Here is a 25,872-nt window from a genome sequence, read left to right as displayed (position 1 = left end):
GGCGATTTAACAGCTGCAGCTTTTATCCGATTCTTCATTAACCGGAGTTGGATAGTCATTATCAAAGCAAGCTAGGCACATGCCGCGGTTATATGCGCCATCGTTGCCGCCTACTGAGTCGATGAACCCTTCATTGCTTAAGAAAGATAAGGAGTCGGCATTAATGACCTCGCAGATCTCCTGTACAGTCCGGAACGAAGCGATCAGGTCCTTGCGGTCAGGCGTATCGATACCGTAATAGCAAGGGTTCTTAAAAGGCGGCGAAGTAATCCGCACATGCACCTCGGTAGCTCCTGCTTCCCGCAGCATGTTGACAATCCGGCGCGAGGTTGTACCGCGCACGATCGAATCGTCGATCATGACGACGCGCTTGCCTTCTACTACTTTGCGAACAGCGGACAGCTTCATCTTCACGCCTTGCTCGCGAAGCTCCTGCGAAGGCTGAATGAAGGTCCGGCCTGTATATTTATTTTTGATGAGACCAAGCTCATAAGGAATGCCTGTCTGCTCCGCATAGCCAATAGCCGCCGAAATACTCGAATCCGGCACACCTGTAACGATGTCCGCATCCACGAAGGATTCCATAGCCAGCTGCTTGCCCATACGCTTGCGAGCGGAGTGAATATTAATCGTATGGATATCACTGTCCGGTCTCGCAAAATAAATGTATTCCATCGCGCAGGTTGCCCGGCGCTCTACTTCTGCATAACGATCCTCACGCATGCCGTTCGCATCCAGGTAGAGCAGCTCGCCCGGTTGAACGTCGCGCACATATTCTGCACCAATGGACTCGAATGCGCAGGACTCGGAAGAGAACACATAGCCATCGCCAATCTTGCCCATAACGAGCGGACGCAGACCATTCGGATCAGACGCAACGAGCAGCTTGTCATTCGTCATAATCAGGAAGGCAAAGCCCCCTTCAATACGCTGCAAAGCTTCTTTCGCTGCTGTCTCGAAGTCTTTAGAGGAGCGCGCAATCAGATGCGCGATAACTTCCGTATCGCTAGACGTCTGGAAGATCGAGCCTTGGCTCTCCAGCTCCTTGCGAATAGCGGGTGCATTCACGATATTGCCGTTCGTCGCAACAGCCAGATCGCCATCCCGATAGCGGAAAATAAGCGGCTGTGCATTCGCCAGCTTGCTCTCTCCTGCCGTCGAATAGCGCACATGACCGATGGAACGATCACCAGTAAGCGAAGTAATCTTGTCTTTATCGAATACTTCCTTAACAAGCCCCATTCCGCGGTGATAAGCAAAGCGATTGCCTTCTGAAGTATCAACGGTACAGATCCCCGCGCTCTCTTCGCCGCGATGCTGCAGAGCATGAAGGCCATAATACGATAAGGAGGAAGCGTTCGGGACATTGAATACCCCGAACACTCCGCACTCCTCACGTAATTTATCAAATATATCGTCACGGCCAATGCCTTCGTTATAGTGATTTCCCGTCCACAGCGTGAGCTGCTTTATTTCATCAGACATGGAATCGCATCCTTCCAGACCTTCTCCAGTTGTTGTACCGGCGCCTGAATGCCGGGTTTTCCGTTAATGGTAATGGTCAGGCTGCTGCCTTTGACATTGCCGATTACTGTATTTACGACACCTTGCTCTGTCAACAAAGCTTGCAGCGCAGCCGCTTGCTCTGGTTTCGCAGAGAGGAGAATACGTGATTGTGATTCGCTGAACAGCGCGTGATCCGGACGAAGATCCGTCACGAAGTTCACTTCTGCGCCTAAGCCGCCGCCGCTAATGCTGGATTCTGCGATTGCAACTGCCAGACCGCCTTCAGACAAGTCATGCGCCGAAGCAACGAGACCTTGCTGAATCGCGCTTAGTACAGCTCCGAGAGCTTTTTTCTCTGTTGCAAGATCAATGGCAGGAGGGCGTCCTTCAGCTACGCCATGCAGAACATATTGCAGCTCGCTTCCGCCTAGCTCAGCCTTCGTCTCGCCGACAAGAATAATAACATCGCCTTCGTTCTTGAAGCCTTGCGTCATAATATGGTCGATATCATGCACCAGACCAACCATGCCGATAACTGGCGTAGGGTAGATAGCACCCTTGGCATTCTCATTGTACAAGCTCACATTACCGCCGATAACTGGCGTATCCAGCACACGGCAAGCTTCGGACATGCCGTCCGCTGCTTTTTCAATCTGCCAGAATACTTCCGGCTTCTCAGGGTTGCCGAAGTTCAGGTTGTCCGTAATAGCCAGCGGCTCTGCGCCGGAGCATACGATGTTGCGCGCTGCCTCAGCAACCGCGATACGACCGCCCACTTCAGGATCCAGATAGACATAACGTCCGTTACAGTCTGTCGTCATTGCCAGACCCTTGCGCGTGCCGCGAATAGTTACAACAGCAGCATCCGAGCCCGGTTGAACGGCTGTAGAAGTACGTACCATGTAGTCATACTGATTGTAGACCCACTCTTTGCTTGCTACCGTCGGGGAAGCAAGCACCTTCTCCAATGCGCCAGTCAAATCTGTCACTTCAGGATAAGCATTCGTGTCGATTGAAGCGTTAGCCCCATAATAAGCCGGCTCTTGCGATGGCTTTTCATAGACTGGGCACTCATCGACGAGTGCTTTAACCGGCATATCCGCTACTTCTTTGCCTTGGTGGAACAGGCGGAGACGGCCGTCATCCGTTACTTTTCCGACCTTCGCACAGATAATGCCCCAACGATCAAAGATCTCCATCGCTTGTTCCTCATGCTGCGGCTCAATAACGAACAGCATACGCTCTTGAGACTCAGAGAGCATCATCTCGTAAGGCGTCATGCCAGTCTCGCGCTGTGGAACTTCATCCAGATACAGCTCAAGGCCGTTGCCGGCTTTGGAAGCCATCTCTGCGCTGGAGCAAGTAAGACCTGCTGCACCCATATCTTGAATGCCAAGGACGATTCCGGAATTGATCAGCTCAAGCGTTGCTTCCATAACGAGCTTCTCCATGAACGGATCGCCGACTTGAACGGCTGTACGGTTTTCTTCGGATTCCTCAGACAGCTCAACGGAAGCGAATGTCGCACCGTGAATACCATCGCGGCCTGTTGCAGGACCTACGTAGAATACCGGGTTGCCTACCCCTTTAGCTACACCGCGTTGGATTTTGTCATGATCGATCAATCCTACGCACATTGCATTAACGAGCGGATTGCCTTCGTAGCTCTCGTCGAACATTACTTCGCCTGCAACGGTTGGAATACCGATACAGTTGCCGTAGCCAGCAATACCGCTGACAACATGCTCGAACAAATATTTAACGCGATCATTCTCAAGGTTGCCGAAGCGCAAGCTGTTAAGCAAAGCTACAGGACGAGCACCCATGGAGAAAATGTCGCGGATAATGCCGCCTACACCTGTTGCAGCGCCTTGATAAGGCTCAACTGCTGAAGGGTGGTTATGCGATTCAATTTTGAATACGACCGCTTGGTTGTCACCGATATCCACGATACCAGCGCCTTCGCCTGGTCCCATCAGGACGCGTGGTCCAGTAATCGGGAACTTCTTCAAGATCGGCTTGGAGTTCTTGTAGGAGCAGTGCTCCGACCACATAACGCTGAATACACCGATCTCCGTATAGTTAGGCTTACGTCCGAGAAAACCGCAAATAAGCTCAAATTCGTAATCTGTTACGCCGAACTGCGTGTAAATCCTCTGATCTGCGATTTGCTCCGCTGTCGGTTCCTTAGCCGTTAACTGCTGCGCCATGCTGTTCCCTCCATGCATTCAAAATCGATGTAAACATCCGTTTGCCGTCTTCTGAGCCAAGTATTTGATCTACTGCACGTTCTGGATGCGGCATCATGCCGACCACATTGCCGTTCTCATTGCTGATGCCGGCGATATTCGCAAGCGAGCCATTCGGGTTCGTATCGCCCGCGTAGCGGAATACGATCTGATCATTCGCTTCCAGCTTCGCAAGCGTCTCATCGTCACAGTAGTAGTTGCCTTCACCGTGTGCGATTGGAATACTGATCACTTCGCCTTGCGTGTATTGATTCGTGAATGCCGTCTTATTGTTGACCACCTCAAGCGGTGTTTGATGACAGCGGAATTTCAAGCTGTTGTTGCGGATAAGCGCACCTGGCAGAAGGCCTGCTTCGGTAAGAATCTGGAAGCCGTTGCAGATGCCAAGCACGAACTTGCCTGCTTCTGCCGCTTTTTTCACTTCAGCCATAACAGGAGCGAACTGGGCAATTGCTCCGCAGCGCAAGTAATCGCCATAAGAGAAGCCGCCCGGTATAAGAATTGCATCGTACCCGGACAGGTCGGTTGCTGTATGCCACACATAATCTACGGACTGGCCAATTGTATCTTCTACTGCTTTGTAGCAGTCAATGTCACAGTTGGAAGCAGGAAATACGATTACTGCAAACTTCATCGCTTATCCCTCCAGTTCAAAACGGTAATCTTCCACTACCGTATTGGCAAGCAGCTTTTCGCACATTGCTTTCACACGCGCCTCTGCTTCGGCACGATCATTCGTGTCGAGCTGCAGCTCCAAATATTTGCCGATGCGAAGCTTTTCAACTTCTGCGAAGCCCATTGTGTGAAGTGCTCCTTGAACGGCTGTGCCTTGCGGGTCCAATACATTTTCTTTAATAGTGACGTAGACGATTGCTTTCATAGTGGCCTCCTGAAAATGTGAATTTACGTGCTTGGTCGTGCAACCAATAACCTTGCTCAGTTCATATGGATATGCTTATAATTCAGCGCCGGTAAGACGGCGGTAGATATCTCTGTAACGCTTCGTCGTTTCCGCAACAACCGATTCCGGCAGCGGGTCCGGCTTGCTGTTCTTGTCCCAATCCGAGCCAAGCAGATACGTACGAACCGGTTCTTTGTCCATGCTATCGATCTCAATGTCGTAAGCATAGTTGCCCTCGGCCCAGAAACGTGAAGAGTCTGGCGTGAAAATCTCGTCGATCAGAATGACTTTGCCGTCAATAAGGCCGAATTCAAACTTGCAATCTGCCAGAATGATGCCTCTCTCTGCACAGTAAGCATGAGCGAATTCATACAGCTGTATACTGCGGTCACGCAGCTCAAGCGCAAGCTCAGCACCGACCAGCTCCTGCATCCGCTCGAACGGGATATCCTCATCATGCCCAACATCATTCTTCGCCGCAGGGGTGAAGATCGGCTCAGGGAACCGTTCGTTCTTGCGCATGCCAGCAGGCAACGCGATGCCATTGATCGCAGAGGTTTGCTGGTATTGCCGCCAGCCTCCGCCTGTGATATAGCCGCGTACGACGCACTCAATATCAATGCGCTCTGCTTTGCGAGTGACCATAATGCGGTTCTTGAGCAGCTCAGGCTCGGTAACCAGGTCGCCAAGCTTTTCCACATCGGTATGAACCACATGATGCGGTCCAAGCTGTGCCGTCTGCTCGAACCAGAAGGCCGAGAGGCGATTCAGCACATTGCCCTTGTCAGGCACAGCCGGATCAAGCACATAATCGAACGCTGAGATGCGATCGGTAACAACGATCAAGTAATGCTCGCCCAGATCATAGAGCTCACGTACTTTTCCTTTGTACAGCAGCGGAGCTTTTACATAATCCGCGGCTGTAGACAAAGCTTGCGATTGTGCGGTCATCTGCTTTGGCTCCCCCTTAGTTCAATCCAAGACGTGTGAAGATCGTATCGACATGCTTCAAATGCCACGAAGGATTGAAGGCATCATCAATTTCTTCCGATGACAGCATGCTCGTAATCTCTGGTGTAGACTCGATGATATCGCGGAATTGACGCTGCTCCTCCCAGGCCTGCATAGCACGCGGTTGAACGGTGTCATAGGCTTGCTCACGGCTAAGCCCTTTGTCAATCAGCTTCGTCATCACACGGCCAGAGAATGGTACGCCGAACGTACGCTGCATGTTGCGCTTCATGTTCTCTGGGAACACTTGCAGGTTATTAATAATGTTGCCCAGACGATTCAGCATGTAGTTCAGCAGCATCGTTGCATCTGGCAAGATGACGCGCTCTGCGGAGGAATGGCTGATATCGCGCTCATGCCACAGCGGAATGTTCTCGTAAGCCGTTAGCATGTGACCGCGAATGACGCGGGACAGGCCGGAAATATTCTCGCAGCCGATCGGATTGCGTTTGTGCGGCATAGCAGAAGAGCCTTTTTGACCTTTTGCGAACGGCTCCTCCACCTCGCGGAACTCACTCTTTTGCAAAGCGCGAATTTCCGTAGCGAATTTGTCGAGCGAGCTGGCAACCAGCGCGAGTGTACCCATGTACTCCGCATGACGGTCGCGTTGCAGTGTCTGAGTCGAGATAGGCGCCGCTGTAATGCCCAGCTTGTTGCAGACGAATTCTTCAACGAATGGATCAATATTGGCATAAGTGCCGACCGCGCCTGAAATTTTACCGAATTGTACGCCGTTAGCTGCATGCTGGAAGCGCTCCAAATTCCGTTTCATCTCTTCATGCCACAGTGCCATCTTCAAACCGAAGGTTGTCGGCTCTGCATGTACGCCATGTGTCCGGCCCATCATCGGTGTATCTTTATATTGAATCGCCTTCTCGCGCAAGATAGCGATGAAACGCTCAATATCCTTTTGCAGAATCGCGTTCGCTTGAAGAAGCAAGTAGCCTGTCGCTGTATCAACGACGTCAGTCGAAGTCAGACCGTAATGCACCCATTTGCGCTCTGGTCCCACTGTCTCGGATACGGCACGTGTGAAGGCAATAACATCATGACGCGTTTCTTGCTCGATTTCATAAATACGGTCAATCTCAAAGCTTGCTTTCTCACGCAATGCTTCTACATCTTCCTTCGGAATAACACCTAGCTCTACCCATGCCTCGCAAGAACAAAGCTCCACCTCAAGCCATGCCTTGAACTTATTCTCCTCGGTCCAGATCGCTCTCATTTCCGGTCTGCTATAACGCTCCAACATTTTCCGTCTCACACCTTCCAAATAGTTGTTTCTTCTACCCATTCAAGCGCTTGCTCTATACGGTCTGCAAGTATATTCACATGACCCATCTTCCGCTTATGCACCGCATCCTTCTTGCCATACAAATGCACCTTGGGAGCGACATTCAGCCTTTCAGCCGCTTCATCCCGCTCAGCCATCCGAGCCAGCAACGGCTCGACATGCTGTCCAAGCACATTGACCATTACCACTGGTGTCAGGAGTGCTGTATCGCCAAGCGGCAGGTTGCATACTGCCCGTACATGCTGCTCGAACTGCGAGGTTCTGCAAGCTTCCATTGTATAATGTCCACTGTTGTGCGGGCGGGGAGCAAGCTCATTGACAAATAGCTCGCCGTCCGCCGTCAGGAACAGCTCTACTGCAATCAGGCCGACAACGCCAAGCCCTTCTGCAATTCGCATCGCCAATTGCTCGGCTTCCTTCTGAATCCGTTCTTCGATTCGAGGAGGAACAATGGATAGATGCAATATGTTATCGACGTGAATATTCTCCGCAGCAGGGAAGGTTCTGATCTCCCCTTGCGGACTTCTCGCCGCAATGACTGATAATTCTTTATCGAACGCAATGAACTGCTCCAGTACAAGCTCAACTCCGGCACGGCTCAGCGTCTCATAGGCCTCTTCGATCTCATCGAAGCTGCGAATGACCCACTGTCCTTTGCCATCATAGCCGCCCATCACGGTCTTCAACACACAAGGAAGACCGAACCGTTCGGCTGCCCCGCGAAGCTCGGCGGCGCTGCGAATCTCGCTGTAGGGAGCAACCCGTACGCCAGCCGCTTCGATTGCACGCTTCTCGCGAAGCCTATGCTGCGTCGTGTAGAGCAGCTCGCTGCCTTGCGGCACATACGCTTCCTTCATGAGCATGGCAGCTACATCAGCGTCCACGTTCTCGAACTCATACGTAATAACGTCTGCTCGCTTCGCCAATTCCAATGCCGCTTCACGATCATCATAAGCGGCAATAATCTGCTCAGCCACCTGTCCGCATGGCGCGTCAGGCGTAGGATCGAGCGCTATGAAGCGATACCCCATGCTGCTGCCCGCGTGAGCCAGCATTCGGCCCAACTGGCCTCCGCCAAGAATACCGATTGTACTGCCGGGAAGCAGCTTGCGTCCCTGCTTGTCCGCTTCTGCCGTCATAGCGTCTCACTGCTTTCCAATACTTCCTGCGTAATCCGTTCACGACGGGCCTCTACTCTAGCCTGCACCTCTGGATCGAATGCACCCAGTATTTGTGCTGCCAGCAGACCTGCGTTCGTGCCGCCAGCATTCCCGATAGCTACAGTTGCAACCGGAATGCCGCCGGGCATCTGTACGATGGACAGCAGCGAATCGAGCCCGCTCAGATTGGAGGATTTAACCGGAACGCCAATAACCGGCAGAACCGTCTTAGCGGCCACCATGCCGGGTAGGTGAGCAGCGCCGCCTGCACCAGCGATAATAACCTTAAGTCCTCGCTTAGCTGCGGTCTCTGCATATTCAAACATCAGATCCGGTGTACGATGAGCAGATACAACCTTTTTCTCATACGGGATTTGGAGCTCTTCAAGCACATCACAAGCTAGCTTCATTGTGTCCCAATCTGACTTACTACCCATGATGACGCCTACTTTGGCAGACATGCGTTCAAACCTTCTTTCATCTATTGATTGGAAACAGGCCGGAAGAAACAGAAAAATCCCGGGCGAGCGAACGTACAATTCTCATACGAATGCTGCCGGGACTTCGAGCGGCAACTCATCAGAGGACCCGATAAACGGACATCCTATTAGCTGCATTTGGTGTCAATAGCTGTCTTTACTTCTCTAATGCATCAACGCAAAGACAGTATAAGGTTGTCCTGTGAAGGACAACCTGCCTTATTGTTCCACCATGCTCGTAGTCCGAAAAATAAGGTTTTCGGGTAGAAACTTCCGGGCCTATTCCCGAGGATATACGAGTTTTCGACTATTGCACGGAATAATCCGCCTTGACCTATTCTAGTTTATCTAATCCCCCGATAGCTGTCAATGAAATAAGAATAAAATACGAACATTAAAATGCTTTTCTTTTGAAAAGGTTCGTTTTTGCACCCGTTCTCTTTGTTATCTTGCGCAAACCCTTCGCCCTTATCCCCTATCCTTCGACAATTTCCAAGATTAGCGTTTCCAACTGATCAAGCTGCCCCCATCCAGCGGGGATCGCATTAACCTAGCATTCCCCGAACAACAGATTCATCGAGGCATCATAAACTCGGTCAGTTCAGGACATTCATGGAATACACTTAATACATAAGCGATTCTCGGCTACAAGGAGGAGATTAACGCGTGCAAATTCATACCGTCCAAAGAGGGGATACGCTATGGCAGCTTGCACACCAATACGGCGTGATGACAAGCGATATTACAGATGCCAATGGCATAAGCCCAGCAAGTACGCTAGTCATCGGCCAGGCACTTATTATCCCAATTAACGTTAGCAGCCATCTCGTATTGCCTGGAGAGAGCCTATGGACCATTTCGCAAAAATACGGAATAACGCTTCAGGAGTTAATAAGAGCGAATGCGATGAAGAATCCTGCCCTGCTTTATCCGGGCCAGCTTCTTCGAATCCCCAGACCCTATAAACCAACCATTGAAGTGAATGGCTATATCGAGAAATTCGGAGCTAGCGGTGTGGAGCTCACGAACGAACTCAATGAGAACCTTACTTACCTTAGCCCCTTCAGCTATCGCGTCCAGCTTGACGGCTCCTTAACCTCCTTGGATGACACCGCCATTATTCAAGCTGCTTATCAGGGCCGAACTGCTCCGATGATGGTCCTCACTAATTTCGAAGCTGGCACCTTCAGTCCAGAAATCGCTCATGCCGTTATTTCTAACCCTGTCATTCGAGACAAAGTAGCAGCTGCAATTCTTGATACGATGCATACAAAAGGATACTTAGCACTGAACATCGACTTTGAATATGTCCCACCAGCTGATCGGGAGCTGTATAATGATTTCCTTCAATTAATGGTCGATACCCTTCATCCTTATGGCTTTCTCGTATCCTCTGCCTTGGCTCCCAAGCTTACAGCTGATCAGCAGGGAACGCTTTATGAGGCGCATGACTATGCCGCACACGGACGAATTGTCGACTTCGTTATTCTCATGACCTATGAATGGGGGTGGTCAGGCGGCCCGCCAATGGCTGTGGCACCGCTGAATGAAGTGTCCAAAGTCCTTCAATATGCGCTCTCGGTCATTCCCGCTAATAAGATTGTTATGGGCATGCCGCTGTACGGCTATGATTGGACTCTCCCTTATGTACAAGGCGGCAAATGGGCACCCACGATAAGCCCGAAAGAAGCCATTAACCGTGCTGCTAAATACGGAGCAGAGATTGAGTTTGACCCGATCAGCCAATCCCCGTTTTATTACTATTATGATGAGCAGGGACAAGAGCATGTGGTCTGGTTCGAGGACGCCCGCAGCGTACAGGCTAAGTTCGATATCGTCAAGGCTTACCAGCTCAGAGGAGTCAGCTACTGGGTACTCGGCGTCGCTTTTCCGCAGAACTGGTACGTCCTTCGAGAAAACTTTCATATCCGCAAGCTTATATAGAAAAAGGACGGAAGATCGCCATAGTAGGCGTATCTTCCGTCCTTTCTTATTTACTTAAGCTTATTTCGTACCTGCTACCTTCGCATCTTTATTCAGCTTCATCGCTTCTTCCTCTGGTGCTTTATTCGAAGTCCGCAGTGGGATCTCCTTAATAAAGTAAGTAAGCACCACTGCAATAACGAGGATAAGAGCACCTGTCAAGAACACAGTCGACAAGGAAGAGCTTAGGGCATCACGAAGCGTATCAATGAATTTCGTGAAGGTCGCCTGCATATCAGCAGGAAGGCTTTGATGCAGCTTTTCAAGCGCTGGCTGATTCGTCAGCAATTGAGGATTGGAGAACTGAGCGAATTGAGCAGCCGTAGCTGGATCAAGCTTCGAAAGATCTACTGCATCAGGTGATTTGGCCAATTCAGTCAGATTGTTTTTCAAGCTTGTGGACAATACCGTACCCATTACTGCGATACCGATCGTACCGCCCAAGTTACGGAACAATTGCATAGTTGCTGTCGCTGCACCCAGCTCCTTATGAGGAACCGCATTTTGAATGATCAGTGAGAATACCGGCATACCAAGACCAAGGCCAAGACCGAATACGACCATGGCAAGAACCGCCATCCATACGCTGTTCATAAGAACCATGATGATCATACCTGCAAGCATAATCGGCATACCAATCAAAGCAAAACGCTTGTATTTACCTGTTTTGCTAATTAGGGAACCGCTGATTGCACTTGTAATAACCATACAGATAGACATCGGCATTGTTACATAACCCGCATGTGTCGGCGAAATAGCCAGAACGCCTTGCACGAAGAAGGACAAGTAGATGAGCGCGCCCATCATACCGAAGTTCATAATAAAACCAATAATGTTCGATAGCGTAACGATATTGTTCTTGAACATGCTCAGTGGAAGCACTGGGCTCTTAGCTTTCCATTCCACAGCAATGAAGATTGCAAGAGATACCAGCGTAGCTGCCAGCAGGCTTAGAATTTGCCATGAGCCCCAAGCATACTCCGATCCTGCCCATGTAAAAGCAAGCAGCAGCGGCACAATCGTTGTTGTTAAGAACAATGAACCAAGGTAGTCAATAGATTCAGCCGGCTTGCGCTCTGATTTCGGGAATAAGGACAGAATCATCACGAAAGCAATAACTCCGAGCGGCAGGAAGATCCAGAATACCCAGTGCCAAGCCATGTGATCGACGATGTAACCGCCCAATGTCGGGCCAATTACGCTGGAGAAACCGAAGACGGCTGTCATAAGTCCAGTCCACTTGCCACGTTCACGAGGAGGGAAAAGGTCTCCTACAGCTGTGAAGGCTGTTGCCATGATGATACCCGCACCAATACCTTGAATACCGCGGTACGTAATGAATTGATACACGTCAGTAGCCAGACCCGACGTAAATGCGCCTATGATGAAAAATAATATACCTGCCAAAATAAATGGCTTCCGCCCATAGATGTCGGACAGCTTACCAACAAGCACTGTTGCGATCGTGGAGGTCAGCATATAAATGGTAATTGTCCATGTATAAAGATGCATGCCCCCAAGCTCTGCAATAATTCTCGGCATCGCCGTACTTACGATCGTCTGATTAATTGCTGCGAAGAACATTGCGAACATAATAGCGATCATAATGGATAATTTACGTTTACTTGATAAATGTTCCATGATTTCTTTTGCTCCTTCTATCCGATTTCATTATATTTCTCTATATTCTGAAGCAACTGAGTAAAAATCCGTTTCAGATGCTGAATATCCTCTTCCGGCAGCTGATCGAAGAATGATGAGATCGTCTCTTTTTGTGTCTCCATAATCTCCTCAAGCATAGCCTTGCCTTTCTCCGTGATTTCAATGTATACCACTCTGCGATCATCGACCGCCCGCTCCCTTGATACATGTCCTTCACCAACCAGCTTATCCACTACACCCGTTATCGCTCCCGAGGTTAGCCCGATCGATTCCGCAAGCTCCGATACCTTCTGGGAGCCAGAAGCACGCAGCTTAAAAAGCACTTTGAATTGCGTATAGTTTAAATTGCAAGGAATATGCTTATTCCACTCTTGGTTGATATTCTTCATGAGTGTCCGGAATAAGCCGGTGAATTCCATGACCTCCTTACTCCTATCCTTCATTTCTTCCCTCCTTAGCAAGACTGACCAGATAGTTATGAACAAAATAGTTTAGAGCTAAATTAAATTGAACTAAAGTATTTACTACTATATATCTTTTCATTGAATCAGTCAATTATTAAATTAACCTTACATTTGCAAATAAAAATAGCCTTCCGGCGGATCACGCTTACATACGTGATTCCACCGAAAAGCTTATTTGCCAAGCAATCACATCATCACATCAATCATTCGTTTTGTATCTCAGTACTCTTACGACTCCAACCACACCGTCTTATCTGCAGCTGGTGTGCGCTTCACATCAGGCGGAGTCATATCCGGATAACCAATATAAATAAGTCCTACAAGCTGCTCCTCTGCTTCCAGACCAAATGTATCCTTCATTAGAGGATGGTACATGGGATCTCCTGAACGCCAGATGGCACCGAGCCCATTCGCATGGGCAGAGAGCAGAAGATTCTGTACAGCAGCATTCGCTGCCGCTACCTCTTCCACTAATGTTGCTCTAGGATCATCGGACGGGGAGCATACTACAGCAATAACGACTGGCGAACGGTAAGCCTTCGCCTTCTCTTTGGCAAGACGCTCTTCAAGCGCGTTGCCAGCCGCTGTATCCAGTGAAGCCATTGCCACACGGGCATAGCCTTCGCCAAGCTTCGCCCGGCCTTCTCCTGTCATCACGATGAACTTCCACGGTTGTGTATTATGATGGCTTGGCGCCCAAGTAGCCGCCTCCACTATTTTTTCCAACAGCGCGCGGTCAACAGGGTCCTTCTTCACCCGACCAATCGTACGTCTGGATTGAATCGCTTCTTCTATATTCATGCGCTTGTCCACTCCTTATATATGATATAGATTATTCCGCTATACTTGCTTCATTGGTACTAGCATATCATTTCTAGACATGTATAAACAATTATTGTACTTATCCTACCTGTTGTGTTGTGAAAAAACGGCTCGCATTGACCTGTCATTCATAAGCCATTGTGTCATGGCATTCAATAGCGGAACGGGCTTCCGCTATTTAGTATATTCTTGCTTAAATAAATGAATTAGCGGAACACAGTTCCGTTAATTCAGAAAAATCTGACGTAGAAAGCTCTATTCCCAATAATAACGGAACCACGATCAGTTATTTTATAACAAAAGAGAGTCAAACACAAAATAACGGAACCTGATTCCGCTAGACTTGAAAGAAATCCACAATTCTGCGCAAGCCTTTCACACTCAATTTTTGATGCAAAAAAGACTGTCGATATTTTCTCGACAGTCCATGCTGTAGAACCGCGTTTCCACAGCCTTTTTTAACAACTTCCTTATTACATAATTCCTTTATTCATTAAACAGAGACGCGTATTCGCCATACCCTGCTGCTTTCAGCTCATCCTTTGGAATAAAACGCAGCGAAGCGGAGTTTATGCAATACCGCAGGCCATGCGGACCGGGACCATCATTGAACACATGCCCCAGATGAGAATCGCCTTCCTTGCTGCGTACTTCTGTCCGAATCATGAAATGGCTCGCATCGGTATGCTCCGTAACAGCGGAGCCCTTCAATGGCATCGTGAAGCTCGGCCAGCCACAGCCCGAATCGTATTTCTCCTTCGAGCTGAACAATGGTTCACCTGAAACAATGTCGACATAAATCCCTTCGCCTTTGTGATCCCAATACTCTCCGGTGAAAGGTCTTTCTGTTCCGCTGTTTTGCGTAACCTCATATTGAATCGGCGTAAGGCGTGCCCTAAGCTCATCCTGATTCTTCTCCAGCTTCCAATGCTTCTCGATAAAAGCGTCTCGGCCGGAGCCTTTGCGGTACATTTTGTAACGAAGAGGATTCGTATGGTGATAGCCCTGATGATAGTCCTCGGCAGGGTAGAACTCCTTCGCCTCAACGATCTCCGTCACAATAGGCTTATCGAATCTTCCGCTCGTCTCAAGCGCAAGCTTGGAGGCTTCTGCCTTTTGGCGCTGTTCTTCATTATAGTAAAAAATAGCCGGGCGATACGATTCCCCGCGATCATGGAATTGCCCGCCTGCATCGGTCGGGTCTATCTGTCTCCAGAAAACATCCAGCAGCTTCTCATAAGTGTATACCTCTGGATCATACGTAATTTGGACCGCCTCAGCATGGCCTGTCGTCTCCGAGCAAACCTCCTCATACGTCGGGTTCACCTTATGTCCGCCTGTATAGCCTGATACGACTGAGATAATGCCTGGCTCTTCCTCAAAGGGCGATACCATGCACCAGAAGCAGCCTCCCGCGAACATTGCTTGTTCTGTTGATTTTGTCATTTTCTCAACCTCCTATATCTTCTATATAAATGTTATACCTTGAACATCCTGTAATGAACCTTCCGGTCTTCTTATTATAACGTATCCAAGAGATCCCACAAACTGCTCTACAGACCTCACCCCAAAACTTTGTTACAATGTAGTGACGCCCCGCAACAATTGTCTTTTTCGGTCGTTTAATAGTATAGAGCGTCCTTTTTGCAGTTCGTTCATCCTGCTTTATTCGGCACTATGCACACAAGAGGTGAACGTACAAATATGTCTAATATGGAAACAATGCCATCCAGCCAATACGAACGGGCTCCGCGAAAGAAAAGAAGCAAAAGCATGTTCTTTACTTTCCTGCTCGTCTGGCTCATCTTAATTACTTCCGGAATAGTGGGAGCCAAGTTGTACAGCGATCACATTCAACAACAGGTCGCTGCTGACATAGCCCAGCAGACTGCTACTCAAATTACTGCTATGCAGAAGCAATATGATGAACGGTTGAATAAGCTGGAGACCACTTACACAGGTGAAATCACCGAGCTCGAAGCGAAGGTAGATGCTCTGAATGAGTTGCTCACCTTCACGAAGGACAACGCTGACGTTAAGACAGACAACAGCAACAAGCTGTATACACAATTGAATGAAGTGAAGAAACAGCTGAAAGAACTGCAAAAAAGCTTGGATGTGTTGAAATGAATCTATCCGTCAAAGCATTGAATCGTACGATGCTGCTGACCTGTGCGCCTTTTCTTGGCATTCTTCTATGGCTGCTTCTGTCAAATGTAGCAGTCGTTCTATCTGAAGAGACATTCCCCAAAGCAAGTGTTGAAGAAGTGAAGCCTGCTCCTGCTGAGCAGGCCGCGAAGAGTCTCGATAAAGCGCATCAGCTAGCGCAGCAAACGAGCCAGTCTATCCAGAAGCAGCTCAAGCTGTATGCCCAGACGAATGCTGATATGAAGCTCATCGCTTCCACTGCCGCGAAACAAGCCGAGCGTCCACTAGCTATGTATGATCAGAAGATAACAAGCAAGCTCGGCACGCCATCAGGTACGATTACCTCGGACAAGCTTCGAGCGCAGCTCTTCTACATAAAAGCAGAGAACTTTCAAAGCTATGCGTTGAAGATTAAGCTCAAGTCGGATAAAGGTATGAAGATGGTGCTTGGCAATGACACGCTCGGCGGAGCAGAGACTACACTTGCTGCAGTGAAACGCTATGGCGCGATTGCGGGCGTGAATGCAGGCGGGTACGCGGATGGCGGCGGCAAGCGGTATCCGCTTAGCACGACGGTCCTCGACGGCAGCTACGTGAATGGCTTCGAGCCTTCATTTGCGGACTTGTTCTTTGTCGGTCTCAATGAGGATAATGAGCTTGTTGGAGGCAAATACACCAGCCGGGAGAAGCTCGATCGTCTAAATGTGAAATTCGGTGCTTCATTCGTACCTGTTTTATTGAAAAATGGCGTACAAATGCCCATCCCAGCGAAGTGGCAGTCGAGCCCCGTAAGGGCACCACGAACCGTTATCGCTAACTATAAGGATGATCAACTGCTGGTCCTTGTTGTCGATGGACGCAACGAAGGCGGCAGCTCGGGTGCTACGCTTGAGGAATTGCAAATGCTGCTACGCAGATTCGGTGCCGTCGATGGGTACAATTTGGATGGCGGAGGTTCCTCCTCACTCATCTGGAATGGCCGGGTTATTAACAAACCGTCTGATGGGCAATTGCGCAAGCTTCCTACTCACTTTTTATTTTTCAAATAATCACTCTATTTAATTAAAGCAGCTCTGAAATTAAGGGGGCTGAGGCCTCAAAAGTTACTTTCGTTAAGCCCCCTCTGCGCATAATCATGGACGATAAAAGAACCTTCAAATCCGCTATCCCAATGGATTTGAAGGTTCTTTGCATTATTTATGAGGTTAACTAACTCGCATCACTTTTTGGGAATGTTAGGGTTAGCCGCTCGGTGCGCTCATAGTTGAAGATTCGTTAATGGAATAAACCGTTTATAGGGTAAGATGAACCTTGCGATCCGCAACTCAAAGAGGACTATTCTACCGCTGCTCGTGCGCTCGCAGTCGAAGATTCGTTCGTTGAGTAATCGTCAGTATGTAAGGCTAGTTGACCCATACGATTACAGCCGAAGTGAACCTTTCTGTTGGTCATTAATGTGAGAAGGTTAGACATATGAAGCAAGATCACATATCTGTGAGGGAAAACACCTACAATTGTGGTGTCCGTCGAGGATAACGGGAAGGTATGAGGCAAACCTCATACCTCAGGAGGCTTGGCTCTTGAGCTATGAGGCTAGCCTCATAGAATGCTTGTCGTGTACAAAAATCAGCCCTTATGAATGAGGATAGCCTCACAGAAGAATGAGGTTACCCCCACCGCTCCCAGTTGAAAGATTCATCAGTTGAGTAATCGTCAGTGTGCAAGGCTAGTTGAGCCTTACGTTTAACAGCCACAGTCGAAGGCTCATTAGCTGAGCAAACAAGTGCATAGAGTTGACAGTGTAGAGAGCTAGTCAGGAGCTATCCCGCACCTTAGCAGCTCTGGATAGTCATGCTTACCAAGCTCACAACTGCACTTGTGATTACCTTTTTCGCTCTGTCTACTGGGCAGCCATAACATTGGTCAATGCACCAAGCTTTTCAATCTCTATGGTCACAACGTCACCGTCTTGAAGATAGACCCGCTGCTCAGGCGGAAGCCCGAACACCACACCTTCCGGCGTACCTGTTAGGATAATATCGCCCGGCAGCAATGTCATATGCTGCGAGATATAGCTTACGATCTCATCACATGGGAAGATCATATCTGCCGTACTCGAATTCTGACGGACAGTACCGTTGACGGTGCAGCGAATGTTCAGGTCATTCGGGTTGCCGACTTCATCGGCTGTCACAACATAAGGGCCAATCGGCGCGAAGCCGTCGCAGGACTTGCCAAGCAGCCATTGGGCTGTCCTATTCTGCAAGTCGCGTGCAGACAAGTCATTCGCATTGCAATAGCCGAACACATGAGTCAGCGCCTGCTCCACCGATACATCCTTCGTCTTGCTTCCGATAACGATAACAAGCTCGGCCTCATAGTCGACCTGTTCGGATACCTTAGGAAGCGTAATGATATCCCCCATCGCTGCCAAGGCATTGTTGAATTTATTGAAGAGGATCGGATAGAGCGGAATTGCCGCATTGGTCTCTTCTGCATGCTTGCGATAGTTCAAGCCTACGCATATGATTTTGCCAGGCCGGGTTACCGCGGGCGCAAGCTTCAGCAGCCTTTCCTCCAGCAGCATATCCTGATAACGCTCAGGCTCGGAATCAACTGCTTCTAGAATCTTCTGCAGCTCGCTCAGCCTATCCGCTCCCCCTTCAATAATCGAATGGATATCGCTCGTTGCGGGAAGCCCTAGCTCGTCTCCTGCTGCTGCCGCATCTATAACGCCATGTGTCGACAGAATACCTAACTGCTGCTGCCCGTCTTCCTTATAATAGGTTAACAATTTCATTCAAGCTTTCTCCCTCCGCAATACCTGTTTTCCCTTATTTTCGCATGAAAAAGCAGCGCCGGTCCAGCGCTGCTTGTCAATTAATCTATTATTCTCCGCCCATGAACAGGTAGCGCCCGATAATAAGCACTGCCAGAATCCACATGAGCCAGTGAATTTTATATTTGCCTTTTTCTTTGCCAACCATATTCCCTACTGCTGCAAGTACAACATAAGTTACGATACCAAAAGACAGACCGTTAGCGATGTTGTAAGTGAGCGGCATAAGAGCAAGCGTCAAGAACGATGGAATCGCGTAGACCATATCCGAGAAGTCAATCTCTTTGACGGATTGCATCATCAGTACGCCGACAATGATAAGCGCTGCATTCGTAGCAGCTGGAGGTACAAGTGCAACAAGTGGAGCCAAGAAGATCGCAAGCAGGAAGCAGATACCCGTTGTTACGGAAGTCAGTCCTGTACGTCCGCCTTGTGCAACACCGGCAGAGCTCTCAACGAACGCTGTAACTGTGCTTGTACCAAGTACAGCACCGCCGCTTACGCCGATAGCGTCTACGAACATGGCCTTGCCCACAAGCTTCTTGCCCTTCTCTTTGTCCTTCATGAATCCCGCACGGTTAGCTGTACCGACAAGCGTACCGAACGTATCAAACAATTCCACGAAAGTAAAGGTCAGAATAACCGTTACCAGACCCACTTCCATGACGCCTGCAAAGTCAAAGTGACCAATGTTCATTGTTGTAAAATCAGGAACCCAAGTCTGGTTCGTGAAGGCTGCGCCAACATCAACTTGGCCAGCGATAATCGCAATAATTGTCGTGCCAAGGATACCCCAGAGGATTGCTCCCGGAACGCGAAGCACCATCAGAATACCGATCAACAGCAGGCCAACTACGGTCATCACTACCGAAGCACTATGGAAGCTGCCGAGCTGAATAACGGTTTCATTACTGTCAAGAATCGTGAATTGACCTTGCTTGATATCGCCGAAGCTGCTGAGAGCAATCGTCATAATGCCGCTGCCCTTCAAGGCGATAATGGTGATGAATAGACCGATACCAACCGTAATCGCATGCTTCAGACTATCCGGCACCGCTGTAATAAGCATCTGGCGAACCTGAGTAAGCGTCAAAATAATGAAGATAATACCGGAGATAAATACCGCTGTCAGTCCCATTGCAACCGAGATCGGTTGATCGGTCGCTTGCGATGCGATAATGGTCGATGCAAAGTATGCATTCAATCCCATACCTGGAGCAAGCGATACAGGGAAGTTAACGAACAGCCCCATCGCAATCGAGAAAATACCTGCTGCAAGTGCCGTTGCTAGAAATACGGCTGTCCAGTCCATGCCGGCTGGCGACAAGATCAATGGATTGACGGCTAGTATGTAAGCCATCGTCATAAAGGTTGTCAAACCCGCCATAATTTCCGTTCTAAAATTCGAGCCGTTTTCCTTGAGCTTAAAGAAACGTTCCATCTTAATCTTAACCCCCCACAAAATGTGTCCAAGCAAAACGAAAAGCCTAGTCAAAAAATGCGTCTATCGCGCATGTTCTTCTAGGCTTTGCAAAAAGGGGAAAAGTATTCCGCGGACCGTGCGGCACTTTTCCACACTTTTCGTAGCCAGATCATTTACGGTGATCGAGTAGAGACTCTCAAGCCAATCCTTGAGATTATACGAAAAGGAATATGCTATTGTCGTTGTTATTCGTCTATCATCATAATAAGGAATACGTCATTTTGTCAACAACTTTCACGAACATTAACCTCAACCAAAACCTTCAATATTCGTGTTTAATATATGTTAACCCGATTTAATGAGGTTTCAAACCATTATTTTCTAATTATTCATATTTATTCGTCTGGCCTTTTCGAGCACATCCCCAGCTTCTCTTCTCCCGCCCATGACATACACGAGACCGATCAAGAAATCATTATAGGATTCCCGACTAACATAAGAGTCAATCGGCATGACAAAGTCCTTAGCCTCGCTGACCATCTTGTTGCCATCAACCAGAAGCTTCGCAATGTCGTTAGACTGATCAACCTCTAATGCATACGTACCGCCAATTGCCGCGAATTTCCCTGTTATTTCGGGAGAAGTCATATACTTAACGAACGCAAGAGAAGCCTCATATTCCTTCGGGTCCGTGTTTTTCTTCATGTACCAGCCAGAGCCGAAGCCCGAAATAATGATATTCTCGCCTTTTCCACCCGGTACCAATGGGAACGGTGTTATTTGGAAAGCAGGATTCGTGCTAAGTCCCGCTGCTGCCCATGAACCGTCGAACATCATCGCTGCCTTACCGCTTCTGAACGTGGACATGGCTTTCCCCTCATCTAGAGCAAGAACATCTTTGGCGAAGGCCCCCTTGTCATACAGAGCGTTGAAAATTTCTAGTGCTGGCGCCCATGACGGATCATAAGCTTTCTTTTGCCCCTCAATGCCAACCTGCGATAGAATCACAGCCTCTTGCAAGTAAGGAGTGATGAACGATGTGCTGAATGGAATGATATCATTAGCCGCGAACGTATCTACAGCTGTAATGAAAGCTTCATAAGTAGAGGGGGCCTTCAGATTGAACCGATCGAATAGCTCTTTATTCCAGAACAATCCTTCGTAAAATCCAATATACGGCAAAGCATACAGCTTGCCCTCATGTTTCACCTTTTCCATAATGCCGCTGTTAAACTGCTTCGCCCACTCCGGGTCCTTCGCCAGTTCCTCTTCCCAAGAAACGATATCCCCTGTCTCCATCAGCATATCCGTATCGCTGCCGTTGAAGAAGAACATCACATCAGCTATATCTCCTGCTTGAACATCCGCCTGTACTTTGTTGCGCAGAATATCTTGATTCACTGGCACAGACTCATCGAGAATACTTATTTGAGGATGCTCCTCTTGGAACTGCCGGATCGCTTCCGTCCAAGCCGGTACCCATGTATCTGTTCCAGCGAACGAAGTAACGACCCGTATCGTAACCTCAGGCATCTTGCCTTCCTTCTGCTTGGCCCCTCCGCATGCTGCCGTCAGCAATATTAAGAACGCCATGATGACCAATACTCGTGCCTGACCTGCTGTCTGTTCTCTCATTTACTCTAAGCTCTCCCTCGACATCCATCCCTTTATTTGAAATTTGGATATACTACGTAGTAGCTATCCAAAGAACAATCGCTATGCAAGCACAACTATACAAGTATAAAGTAGTGTCCCCCATTAGTGAACACCTGCTCTTGCAATTAGCGAATCTGGTACATGGAAGTAAAGCCTGCTTAACGTAAAAAATACAGAAAGGGATTACCCCCTTCCTGTATTTCTGCCTATTATTTCGTTACCGCAGCATTCAGCATCGGGAATAGCTGCTTCAGCTCTGAATCACTCGGTCTTCTGCCATAATCCGCGATCTCGAACGGTTCAGCATACTGTGTTGTTGCTGATTTCCCCTCTTCATATAAACGATCCAGCGCTGGCAGCATCTCCGGGGACACCTCAATAAAGCTGCTCCAATGCTCTAAAATGTACGCCCGTTTGGCCTCCCAAGTCTGTGGAACCAGATCCAGCAGATTACGCTGCCATGGTGCGAATTCATAGAATTGTGATGCATGCGCATCGCAGCCAAGCAGCTTCTTCTCAATGACAGAGCCGATATCAACAACTAGATCAGGAGAATAAGAGCTTCGCTTACCGTAGTCCGGCATAAGCAGGAACAGCGGAGACTGCTCTAGGCTTGGTGCATCAGGTACGGAATTCGGCACCTTCGCAATAAAATCTGCAGCATCCCTCACGATTCTTCCTGCATTGCGGTTATCTACATGCCCTGCCCCTTCCGGATGGAAGGTAATGACAACGTCTGCCTTCCAATTGCGGATTTGGCGAATGACCTCTTCCCTTACCTCATAGCTATTGGCAAGGCGTCCATCCGATATATTCAATATGCTATAGTCAAGAACACCCAATCGCTTGGCGGCCTCATGGGCCTCCAGTGTTCTTCTGTCCACCAGCTCTTGTCCGCTAAGCGAGTAGTGTCCGCAATCTCCATTGGTCAAGGAAACGAATTTCACCCGGTGCCCCAGCTCTGCGAATAACGCAGAGGTGCCTCCCGCATAAATCTCCGCTTCGTCCGGATGAGCGGCAATAATAATGATATTTTTTTGTTTTTGTATAGTCATCGTTTCTCTCTCCTCCTGTATGCTAAACCAGAGCTGTTATCCTTTCACAGCACCAGCTGTCAATCCTTTAATAACCGTTTCTTGTGAGAACATGTACAGAACAAGCAGCGGTACAATTGAAATCGTAATCGCGGCCATCATAGCGCCATAGTCTGTGCCATACGCATTGGATACAAGCGACAATAGAACAGATATTGGCTGCATTTCTCTTATTGGCAAGTAGACGAGAGGCAGCAGCAGCTCATTATAAGACCATAGGAAAACCATGATCGATACCGTTGCAAAAATCGGGAAGCACAGCGGCAGCGTTATTCGATAATAGATTTTCCAGATCGTTGCCCCATCCATGACCGCCGCTTCCTCTAGCTCCCCTGGCAAAGAGGCCATGAAGCCCGTAATCATCAGAATTGCGAAGCTCAGGTTGCCTGCTACCTGCGGGAGAATAACCGATAGATAAGTGCCGTTCAAGCCTAGCTTTTCGATAATGACGAAGTTGGGAATGATAACAGCAAACTGCGGCAGCAGCATACAAATAACAAAGATAGATGTGAAATATCCTTTGAAGGAAAATTGGAACCGCGCCAGTATAAAAGAAGCCATGCCGCCGAACAGAGCAACTCCCAGCACAACAGATCCCGAAATAAGCATACTGTTCATAAAGCCTTTAACTACATTAATGTTGCCGTATTCATTCAGCTTCAAGAAGTTGGACAAAGACCAACTGTGTGGAAGAGCGAAGGATTGCGTTAAAATTTCCTCAGATGTTTTGAAGCTGTTAAGCAGCACCCATAATAACGGGACTATCGTTGTGCATGCCCATAAAATAAGCAGCGCGTATACGGCAAGCTTGGCCGTACCCGGCCTTACCAGTCTATTAACCATCTACTATCACCTTCTCAAGCGGGCTGTTTGTTGTCTATCCTTAATAGCTGACAGCCTCTTTTTTAACCAACTTATTCAATACAACCGTTATTACAATGCCAAGGATCATCATCGCGATGACGATGGTACTGGCGTAGCCTGCGTTTTGTCCATTGAATGCTTTCGTATACATATAGGTACTGAGCAATTCACTTGAGTTCAGCGGACCGCCCTTAGTTACGATGTAGACGACATCGAATACTTTCAATGCTCCTGCCGTTGCAAGCGTAAGACAAGAAGCAATGACATCCCGCAGCAGAGGAAGCGTAATATAGATTGATTTCCTGAATCCTGTAATGCCATCGAGCATAGCTGATTCATAAATATCCTCTGGAATCTTCGACATGCCTGTCAGGAATATCACAAAATAAAACCCGACATACTGCCATAAAATCGGGATCAGCACCAAATAAATCGCGCTTTTCTCCGTTAGCCATATTTGTTCGGATAGACCAAGCCCTCTCATGATGGCATTCATAAGCCCATAATCATAGTTGTAAATGAGAGAGAACATGAGGCCAATCGCCGTTCCCGAGATCACAATCGGAAAGAAGAAGACCGTTCTAAAAAATTTAAACCCTCGTTTAATGCTGTCCGTCAACAGCGCCAGTACAAGACCTCCCCCTGCTTGCAGGAATACGGCCCCCAATATCAAGATGAACGTATTCTTCAATGCAATCCACACAACCGGGTCATGTATGAGCTGGTTGTAATTGCCGAAGCCGATGAACTTCTTCGTATTGGAGAAGTTATACCATTCGGTAAAGCTGTAATAAACGGACTGTATGAGCGGATATAAAAGAAAGGTGATTAATAATAGCATCGTTGGCGCCAGGAAAAGCACAATGTATCTCTTGTCCCTGAATATCACAACTGAACGCCTCCTCTTCGTAAGCAATAACTTCAATTCTACTAGCGGTTATTCGTCCCGGGTGCCGACGACATGCCGATCCCCGGGACAGCGTGCACAATTACTTGTTCTTGTCGTCTAATTTCTTCGCTTCACTTAGAATAGCCTCAGGCGTTTTTCTGCCTGCAGATACATAAGCAACGCCCTTCAAAAATTCGGTGTACGATTCCCGAGTTACATAAGAATCAATCGGCATAACGAAATCTTTGGCTTCGCTCACCATTTTGTTGCCGTCAATCAATAGCTGTGCAGTGCTGCTGGACTGTTCTGTATCAACCGCATAAGTTCCGCCTATTGCTGCAAATTTTCCAGCTGTTTCTGGAGAAGTCATAAATTTAACGAAGGCTAACGCCGCATTATATTTGGCCTGATCTTCATTCTTCTTCATATACCAGCCTGAGCCAAAGCCGGATACGATCATATTCTCGCCTTTGCCTCCTGGAACGAGCGGGAATGGCGTAATTTGAATAGCAGGATTGGAGCTAAGACCAGCTGCTGTCCATGAGCCATTGAACATCATGCCTGCTTTTCCGCTTGCGAACAACGATTGCGCTTTTTCATCATCAAGTGTCAGCGCATCTTTTGGGAACGCTTTCTTATCACTCAATTCTTTGAAGATCGCAATAGCTGGTGCCCATGATGGGTCATAGGCCTTCTGTTGTCCTTCTGGACCAACCTGTGAAAGCACCAATGCCTCTTGCAGATAAGGGGTTGTAAGCGACGTCGCGAATGGAATGATATCGTTAGCTGCGAACGTGTCTATCGCTTTGATAAAAGCATCATAGGTCGATGGCGCTTCCAGCTGGAATTGATCAAACAGCTCTTTATTCCAGAACAAGCCCTCATAGAATCCGATATAAGGCAGGGAATAGAGCTTGCCATCGTATTTAACCTTCTCTGTAATTCCGCTATTGAATTGCTTCGCCCACTCTGGATCTTTGGAGAATTCCTCTTCCCATGCAACGATTTGCCCTGACTCCGTCAGAATAGCTGTCTCGCTGCCGTTGAAGTAAAACATAACATCAGCCAAGTTCCCTGTTGCTGCATCCGCTTTCACTTTTGTGCGCAGTGCCTCTTGATTGACAGGTGTAGACTCATCGGTAATTTTAATGCCTTTGTTCTCCGCTTGGAATTGCTTAATAGCTTCTGTCCAAGCAGGAACCCATGGATCAGACCCAGCGAACGATGTTGCTACCCGCAGCGTTATCTCTTTTGTATCGCTGTCGGGCTTTCCGTTCTCATCTTGTTTGGCTCCCCCGCAGGCAGTCATCAGTGCTGTGAATAACACCATGACCACTACTAGTACCAATGTCTTGCTCGCCGCCTTCTTCTTCATTGCTCAACTCTCCTTCTGTTCATATCATTTATTGAAACTTGAACGAGTCAGAG

At 48.4% G+C, this 25,872-nt stretch carries 22 protein-coding genes and 2 riboswitches; of the genes, 3 read left to right on the top strand and 19 right to left on the bottom strand.

The window, feature by feature from the left end:
- Positions 1-6: 6 nt before the first annotated feature.
- From purF to purE, 8 genes are all read right to left on the bottom strand, one after another.
- Positions 7-1,485: an amidophosphoribosyltransferase gene (gene purF, locus AC50YO_RS18945; protein WP_494849686.1), complete on the bottom strand. Its 1,479-nt coding sequence runs from the start codon at positions 1,483-1,485 to the stop codon at positions 7-9.
- Positions 1,470-3,716: a phosphoribosylformylglycinamidine synthase subunit PurL gene (purL, locus tag AC50YO_RS18940; RefSeq protein ID WP_494849684.1), complete on the bottom strand. Its 2,247-nt coding sequence runs from the start codon at positions 3,714-3,716 to the stop codon at positions 1,470-1,472. The genes purF and purL overlap by 16 nt, the downstream gene beginning before the upstream one ends.
- Entirely contained in the window at positions 3,694-4,389 is a 696-nt protein-coding gene (purQ, locus tag AC50YO_RS18935; protein ID WP_494849682.1) for a phosphoribosylformylglycinamidine synthase subunit PurQ, read from the bottom strand. Before purQ ends, purL begins: the two co-directional genes overlap by 23 nt.
- Positions 4,390-4,392: 3 nt before the next feature.
- Positions 4,393-4,635, bottom strand: coding sequence for a phosphoribosylformylglycinamidine synthase subunit PurS (gene purS / locus AC50YO_RS18930; RefSeq protein WP_494849681.1), 243 nt, complete (start codon positions 4,633-4,635; stop codon positions 4,393-4,395).
- A gap of 75 nt (positions 4,636-4,710) precedes the next feature.
- Complete coding sequence (locus AC50YO_RS18925; protein ID WP_494849679.1) at positions 4,711-5,607, bottom strand: phosphoribosylaminoimidazolesuccinocarboxamide synthase; 897 nt, start codon at positions 5,605-5,607, stop codon at positions 4,711-4,713.
- A gap of 16 nt (positions 5,608-5,623) precedes the next feature.
- Positions 5,624-6,919 (bottom strand): adenylosuccinate lyase, encoded by a 1,296-nt coding sequence (gene purB / locus AC50YO_RS18920; protein ID WP_494849678.1) that lies wholly within the window; start codon positions 6,917-6,919, stop codon positions 5,624-5,626.
- An 8-nt stretch (positions 6,920-6,927) separates the two neighbouring features.
- The gene (purK, locus tag AC50YO_RS18915; protein WP_494849677.1) at positions 6,928-8,100 is read right to left on the bottom strand and encodes a 5-(carboxyamino)imidazole ribonucleotide synthase; all 1,173 of its coding nucleotides are present in this window, start codon (positions 8,098-8,100) and stop codon (positions 6,928-6,930) included.
- Entirely contained in the window at positions 8,097-8,582 is a 486-nt protein-coding gene (purE, locus tag AC50YO_RS18910) for a 5-(carboxyamino)imidazole ribonucleotide mutase (protein ID WP_494849675.1), read from the bottom strand. Before purE ends, purK begins: the two co-directional genes overlap by 4 nt.
- 237 nt (positions 8,583-8,819) lie before the next feature.
- A riboswitch (purine riboswitch) is annotated at positions 8,820-8,919 on the bottom strand.
- A gap of 347 nt (positions 8,920-9,266) precedes the next feature.
- Here purE and AC50YO_RS18905 point away from each other — a divergent pair.
- Positions 9,267-10,544 (top strand): glycoside hydrolase family 18 protein, encoded by a 1,278-nt coding sequence (locus tag AC50YO_RS18905; protein ID WP_494849673.1) that lies wholly within the window; start codon positions 9,267-9,269, stop codon positions 10,542-10,544.
- A 60-nt stretch (positions 10,545-10,604) separates the two neighbouring features.
- On the opposite strand, the gene AC50YO_RS18900 is transcribed toward AC50YO_RS18905, so the two are convergent.
- The 4 genes from AC50YO_RS18900 to msrB form a co-directional block, all read right to left on the bottom strand.
- The gene (locus AC50YO_RS18900; RefSeq protein ID WP_494849671.1) at positions 10,605-12,224 is read right to left on the bottom strand and encodes an MDR family MFS transporter; all 1,620 of its coding nucleotides are present in this window, start codon (positions 12,222-12,224) and stop codon (positions 10,605-10,607) included.
- A gap of 17 nt (positions 12,225-12,241) precedes the next feature.
- Positions 12,242-12,688, bottom strand: a complete 447-nt coding sequence (locus AC50YO_RS18895; protein WP_494849669.1) for a MarR family winged helix-turn-helix transcriptional regulator — start codon at positions 12,686-12,688, stop codon at positions 12,242-12,244.
- A gap of 249 nt (positions 12,689-12,937) precedes the next feature.
- Positions 12,938-13,510, bottom strand: coding sequence for a nitroreductase family protein (locus tag AC50YO_RS18890; RefSeq protein ID WP_494849667.1), 573 nt, complete (start codon positions 13,508-13,510; stop codon positions 12,938-12,940).
- 507 nt (positions 13,511-14,017) lie between these two features.
- Positions 14,018-14,977 (bottom strand): peptide-methionine (R)-S-oxide reductase MsrB, encoded by a 960-nt coding sequence (gene msrB, locus AC50YO_RS18885; protein WP_494849665.1) that lies wholly within the window; start codon positions 14,975-14,977, stop codon positions 14,018-14,020.
- A gap of 258 nt (positions 14,978-15,235) precedes the next feature.
- Here msrB and AC50YO_RS18880 point away from each other — a divergent pair, with 258 nt between their 5' ends.
- Positions 15,236-15,661 carry a hypothetical protein gene (locus tag AC50YO_RS18880; protein WP_494849663.1) on the top strand — a complete coding sequence of 142 codons (426 nt, stop codon included), beginning with the start codon at positions 15,236-15,238 and terminating at the stop codon, positions 15,659-15,661.
- On the top strand, positions 15,658-16,728 hold the full coding sequence (locus AC50YO_RS18875; protein ID WP_494849662.1) for a phosphodiester glycosidase family protein: 1,071 nt from the start codon (positions 15,658-15,660) through the stop codon (positions 16,726-16,728). Before AC50YO_RS18880 ends, AC50YO_RS18875 begins: the two co-directional genes overlap by 4 nt.
- 851 nt (positions 16,729-17,579) lie before the next feature.
- Here AC50YO_RS18875 and AC50YO_RS18870 read toward each other — a convergent pair.
- From AC50YO_RS18870 to AC50YO_RS18840, 7 genes are all read right to left on the bottom strand, one after another.
- Positions 17,580-18,479 (bottom strand): fumarylacetoacetate hydrolase family protein, encoded by a 900-nt coding sequence (locus AC50YO_RS18870; RefSeq protein ID WP_494849660.1) that lies wholly within the window; start codon positions 18,477-18,479, stop codon positions 17,580-17,582.
- A gap of 88 nt (positions 18,480-18,567) precedes the next feature.
- Positions 18,568-19,959: an NCS2 family permease gene (locus tag AC50YO_RS18865; protein ID WP_494849659.1), complete on the bottom strand. Its 1,392-nt coding sequence runs from the start codon at positions 19,957-19,959 to the stop codon at positions 18,568-18,570.
- Between the two features lie 123 nt (positions 19,960-20,082).
- A riboswitch (purine riboswitch) is annotated at positions 20,083-20,183 on the bottom strand.
- Positions 20,184-20,322: 139 nt separating this feature from the next.
- Positions 20,323-21,576, bottom strand: coding sequence for an ABC transporter substrate-binding protein (locus tag AC50YO_RS18860; RefSeq protein ID WP_494849657.1), 1,254 nt, complete (start codon positions 21,574-21,576; stop codon positions 20,323-20,325).
- Positions 21,577-21,806: 230 nt separating this feature from the next.
- On the bottom strand, positions 21,807-22,652 hold the full coding sequence (locus AC50YO_RS18855; RefSeq protein ID WP_494849655.1) for a PIG-L deacetylase family protein: 846 nt from the start codon (positions 22,650-22,652) through the stop codon (positions 21,807-21,809).
- A 36-nt stretch (positions 22,653-22,688) separates the two neighbouring features.
- A complete protein-coding gene (locus AC50YO_RS18850) occupies positions 22,689-23,534 on the bottom strand; it encodes a carbohydrate ABC transporter permease (RefSeq protein WP_494849653.1) in 846 nt (281 codons plus the stop codon).
- Positions 23,535-23,574: 40 nt separating this feature from the next.
- Positions 23,575-24,444: a carbohydrate ABC transporter permease gene (locus AC50YO_RS18845; protein ID WP_494849651.1), complete on the bottom strand. Its 870-nt coding sequence runs from the start codon at positions 24,442-24,444 to the stop codon at positions 23,575-23,577.
- 100 nt (positions 24,445-24,544) lie between these two features.
- Entirely contained in the window at positions 24,545-25,819 is a 1,275-nt protein-coding gene (locus AC50YO_RS18840) for an ABC transporter substrate-binding protein (protein WP_494849649.1), read from the bottom strand.
- Positions 25,820-25,872 lie beyond the last annotated feature (53 nt).

The organism is Paenibacillus sp. J22P59, assembly GCF_059383895.1.
This window is presented reverse-complemented; position numbering and strand designations above follow the sequence as displayed.

Coding starts and splice junctions, on each gene's coding strand:
- purF (WP_494849686.1), bottom strand. CDS start 1,485: ATGTCTGATGAAATAAAGCAGCTCACGCTGTGGACGGGAAATCACTAT.
- purL (WP_494849684.1), bottom strand. CDS start 3,716: ATGGCGCAGCAGTTAACGGCTAAGGAACCGACAGCGGAGCAAATCGCA.
- purQ (WP_494849682.1), bottom strand. CDS start 4,389: ATGAAGTTTGCAGTAATCGTATTTCCTGCTTCCAACTGTGACATTGAC.
- purS (WP_494849681.1), bottom strand. CDS start 4,635: ATGAAAGCAATCGTCTACGTCACTATTAAAGAAAATGTATTGGACCCG.
- AC50YO_RS18925 (WP_494849679.1), bottom strand. CDS start 5,607: ATGACCGCACAATCGCAAGCTTTGTCTACAGCCGCGGATTATGTAAAA.
- purB (WP_494849678.1), bottom strand. CDS start 6,919: ATGTTGGAGCGTTATAGCAGACCGGAAATGAGAGCGATCTGGACCGAG.
- purK (WP_494849677.1), bottom strand. CDS start 8,100: ATGACGGCAGAAGCGGACAAGCAGGGACGCAAGCTGCTTCCCGGCAGT.
- purE (WP_494849675.1), bottom strand. CDS start 8,582: ATGTCTGCCAAAGTAGGCGTCATCATGGGTAGTAAGTCAGATTGGGAC.
- AC50YO_RS18900 (WP_494849671.1), bottom strand. CDS start 12,224: ATGGAACATTTATCAAGTAAACGTAAATTATCCATTATGATCGCTATT.
- AC50YO_RS18895 (WP_494849669.1), bottom strand. CDS start 12,688: ATGAAGGATAGGAGTAAGGAGGTCATGGAATTCACCGGCTTATTCCGG.
- AC50YO_RS18890 (WP_494849667.1), bottom strand. CDS start 13,510: ATGAATATAGAAGAAGCGATTCAATCCAGACGTACGATTGGTCGGGTG.
- msrB (WP_494849665.1), bottom strand. CDS start 14,977: ATGACAAAATCAACAGAACAAGCAATGTTCGCGGGAGGCTGCTTCTGG.
- AC50YO_RS18880 (WP_494849663.1), top strand. CDS start 15,236: ATGTCTAATATGGAAACAATGCCATCCAGCCAATACGAACGGGCTCCG.
- AC50YO_RS18875 (WP_494849662.1), top strand. CDS start 15,658: ATGAATCTATCCGTCAAAGCATTGAATCGTACGATGCTGCTGACCTGT.
- AC50YO_RS18870 (WP_494849660.1), bottom strand. CDS start 18,479: ATGAAATTGTTAACCTATTATAAGGAAGACGGGCAGCAGCAGTTAGGT.
- AC50YO_RS18865 (WP_494849659.1), bottom strand. CDS start 19,959: ATGGAACGTTTCTTTAAGCTCAAGGAAAACGGCTCGAATTTTAGAACG.
- AC50YO_RS18860 (WP_494849657.1), bottom strand. CDS start 21,576: ATGAGAGAACAGACAGCAGGTCAGGCACGAGTATTGGTCATCATGGCG.
- AC50YO_RS18855 (WP_494849655.1), bottom strand. CDS start 22,652: ATGACTATACAAAAACAAAAAAATATCATTATTATTGCCGCTCATCCG.
- AC50YO_RS18850 (WP_494849653.1), bottom strand. CDS start 23,534: ATGGTTAATAGACTGGTAAGGCCGGGTACGGCCAAGCTTGCCGTATAC.
- AC50YO_RS18840 (WP_494849649.1), bottom strand. CDS start 25,819: ATGAAGAAGAAGGCGGCGAGCAAGACATTGGTACTAGTAGTGGTCATG.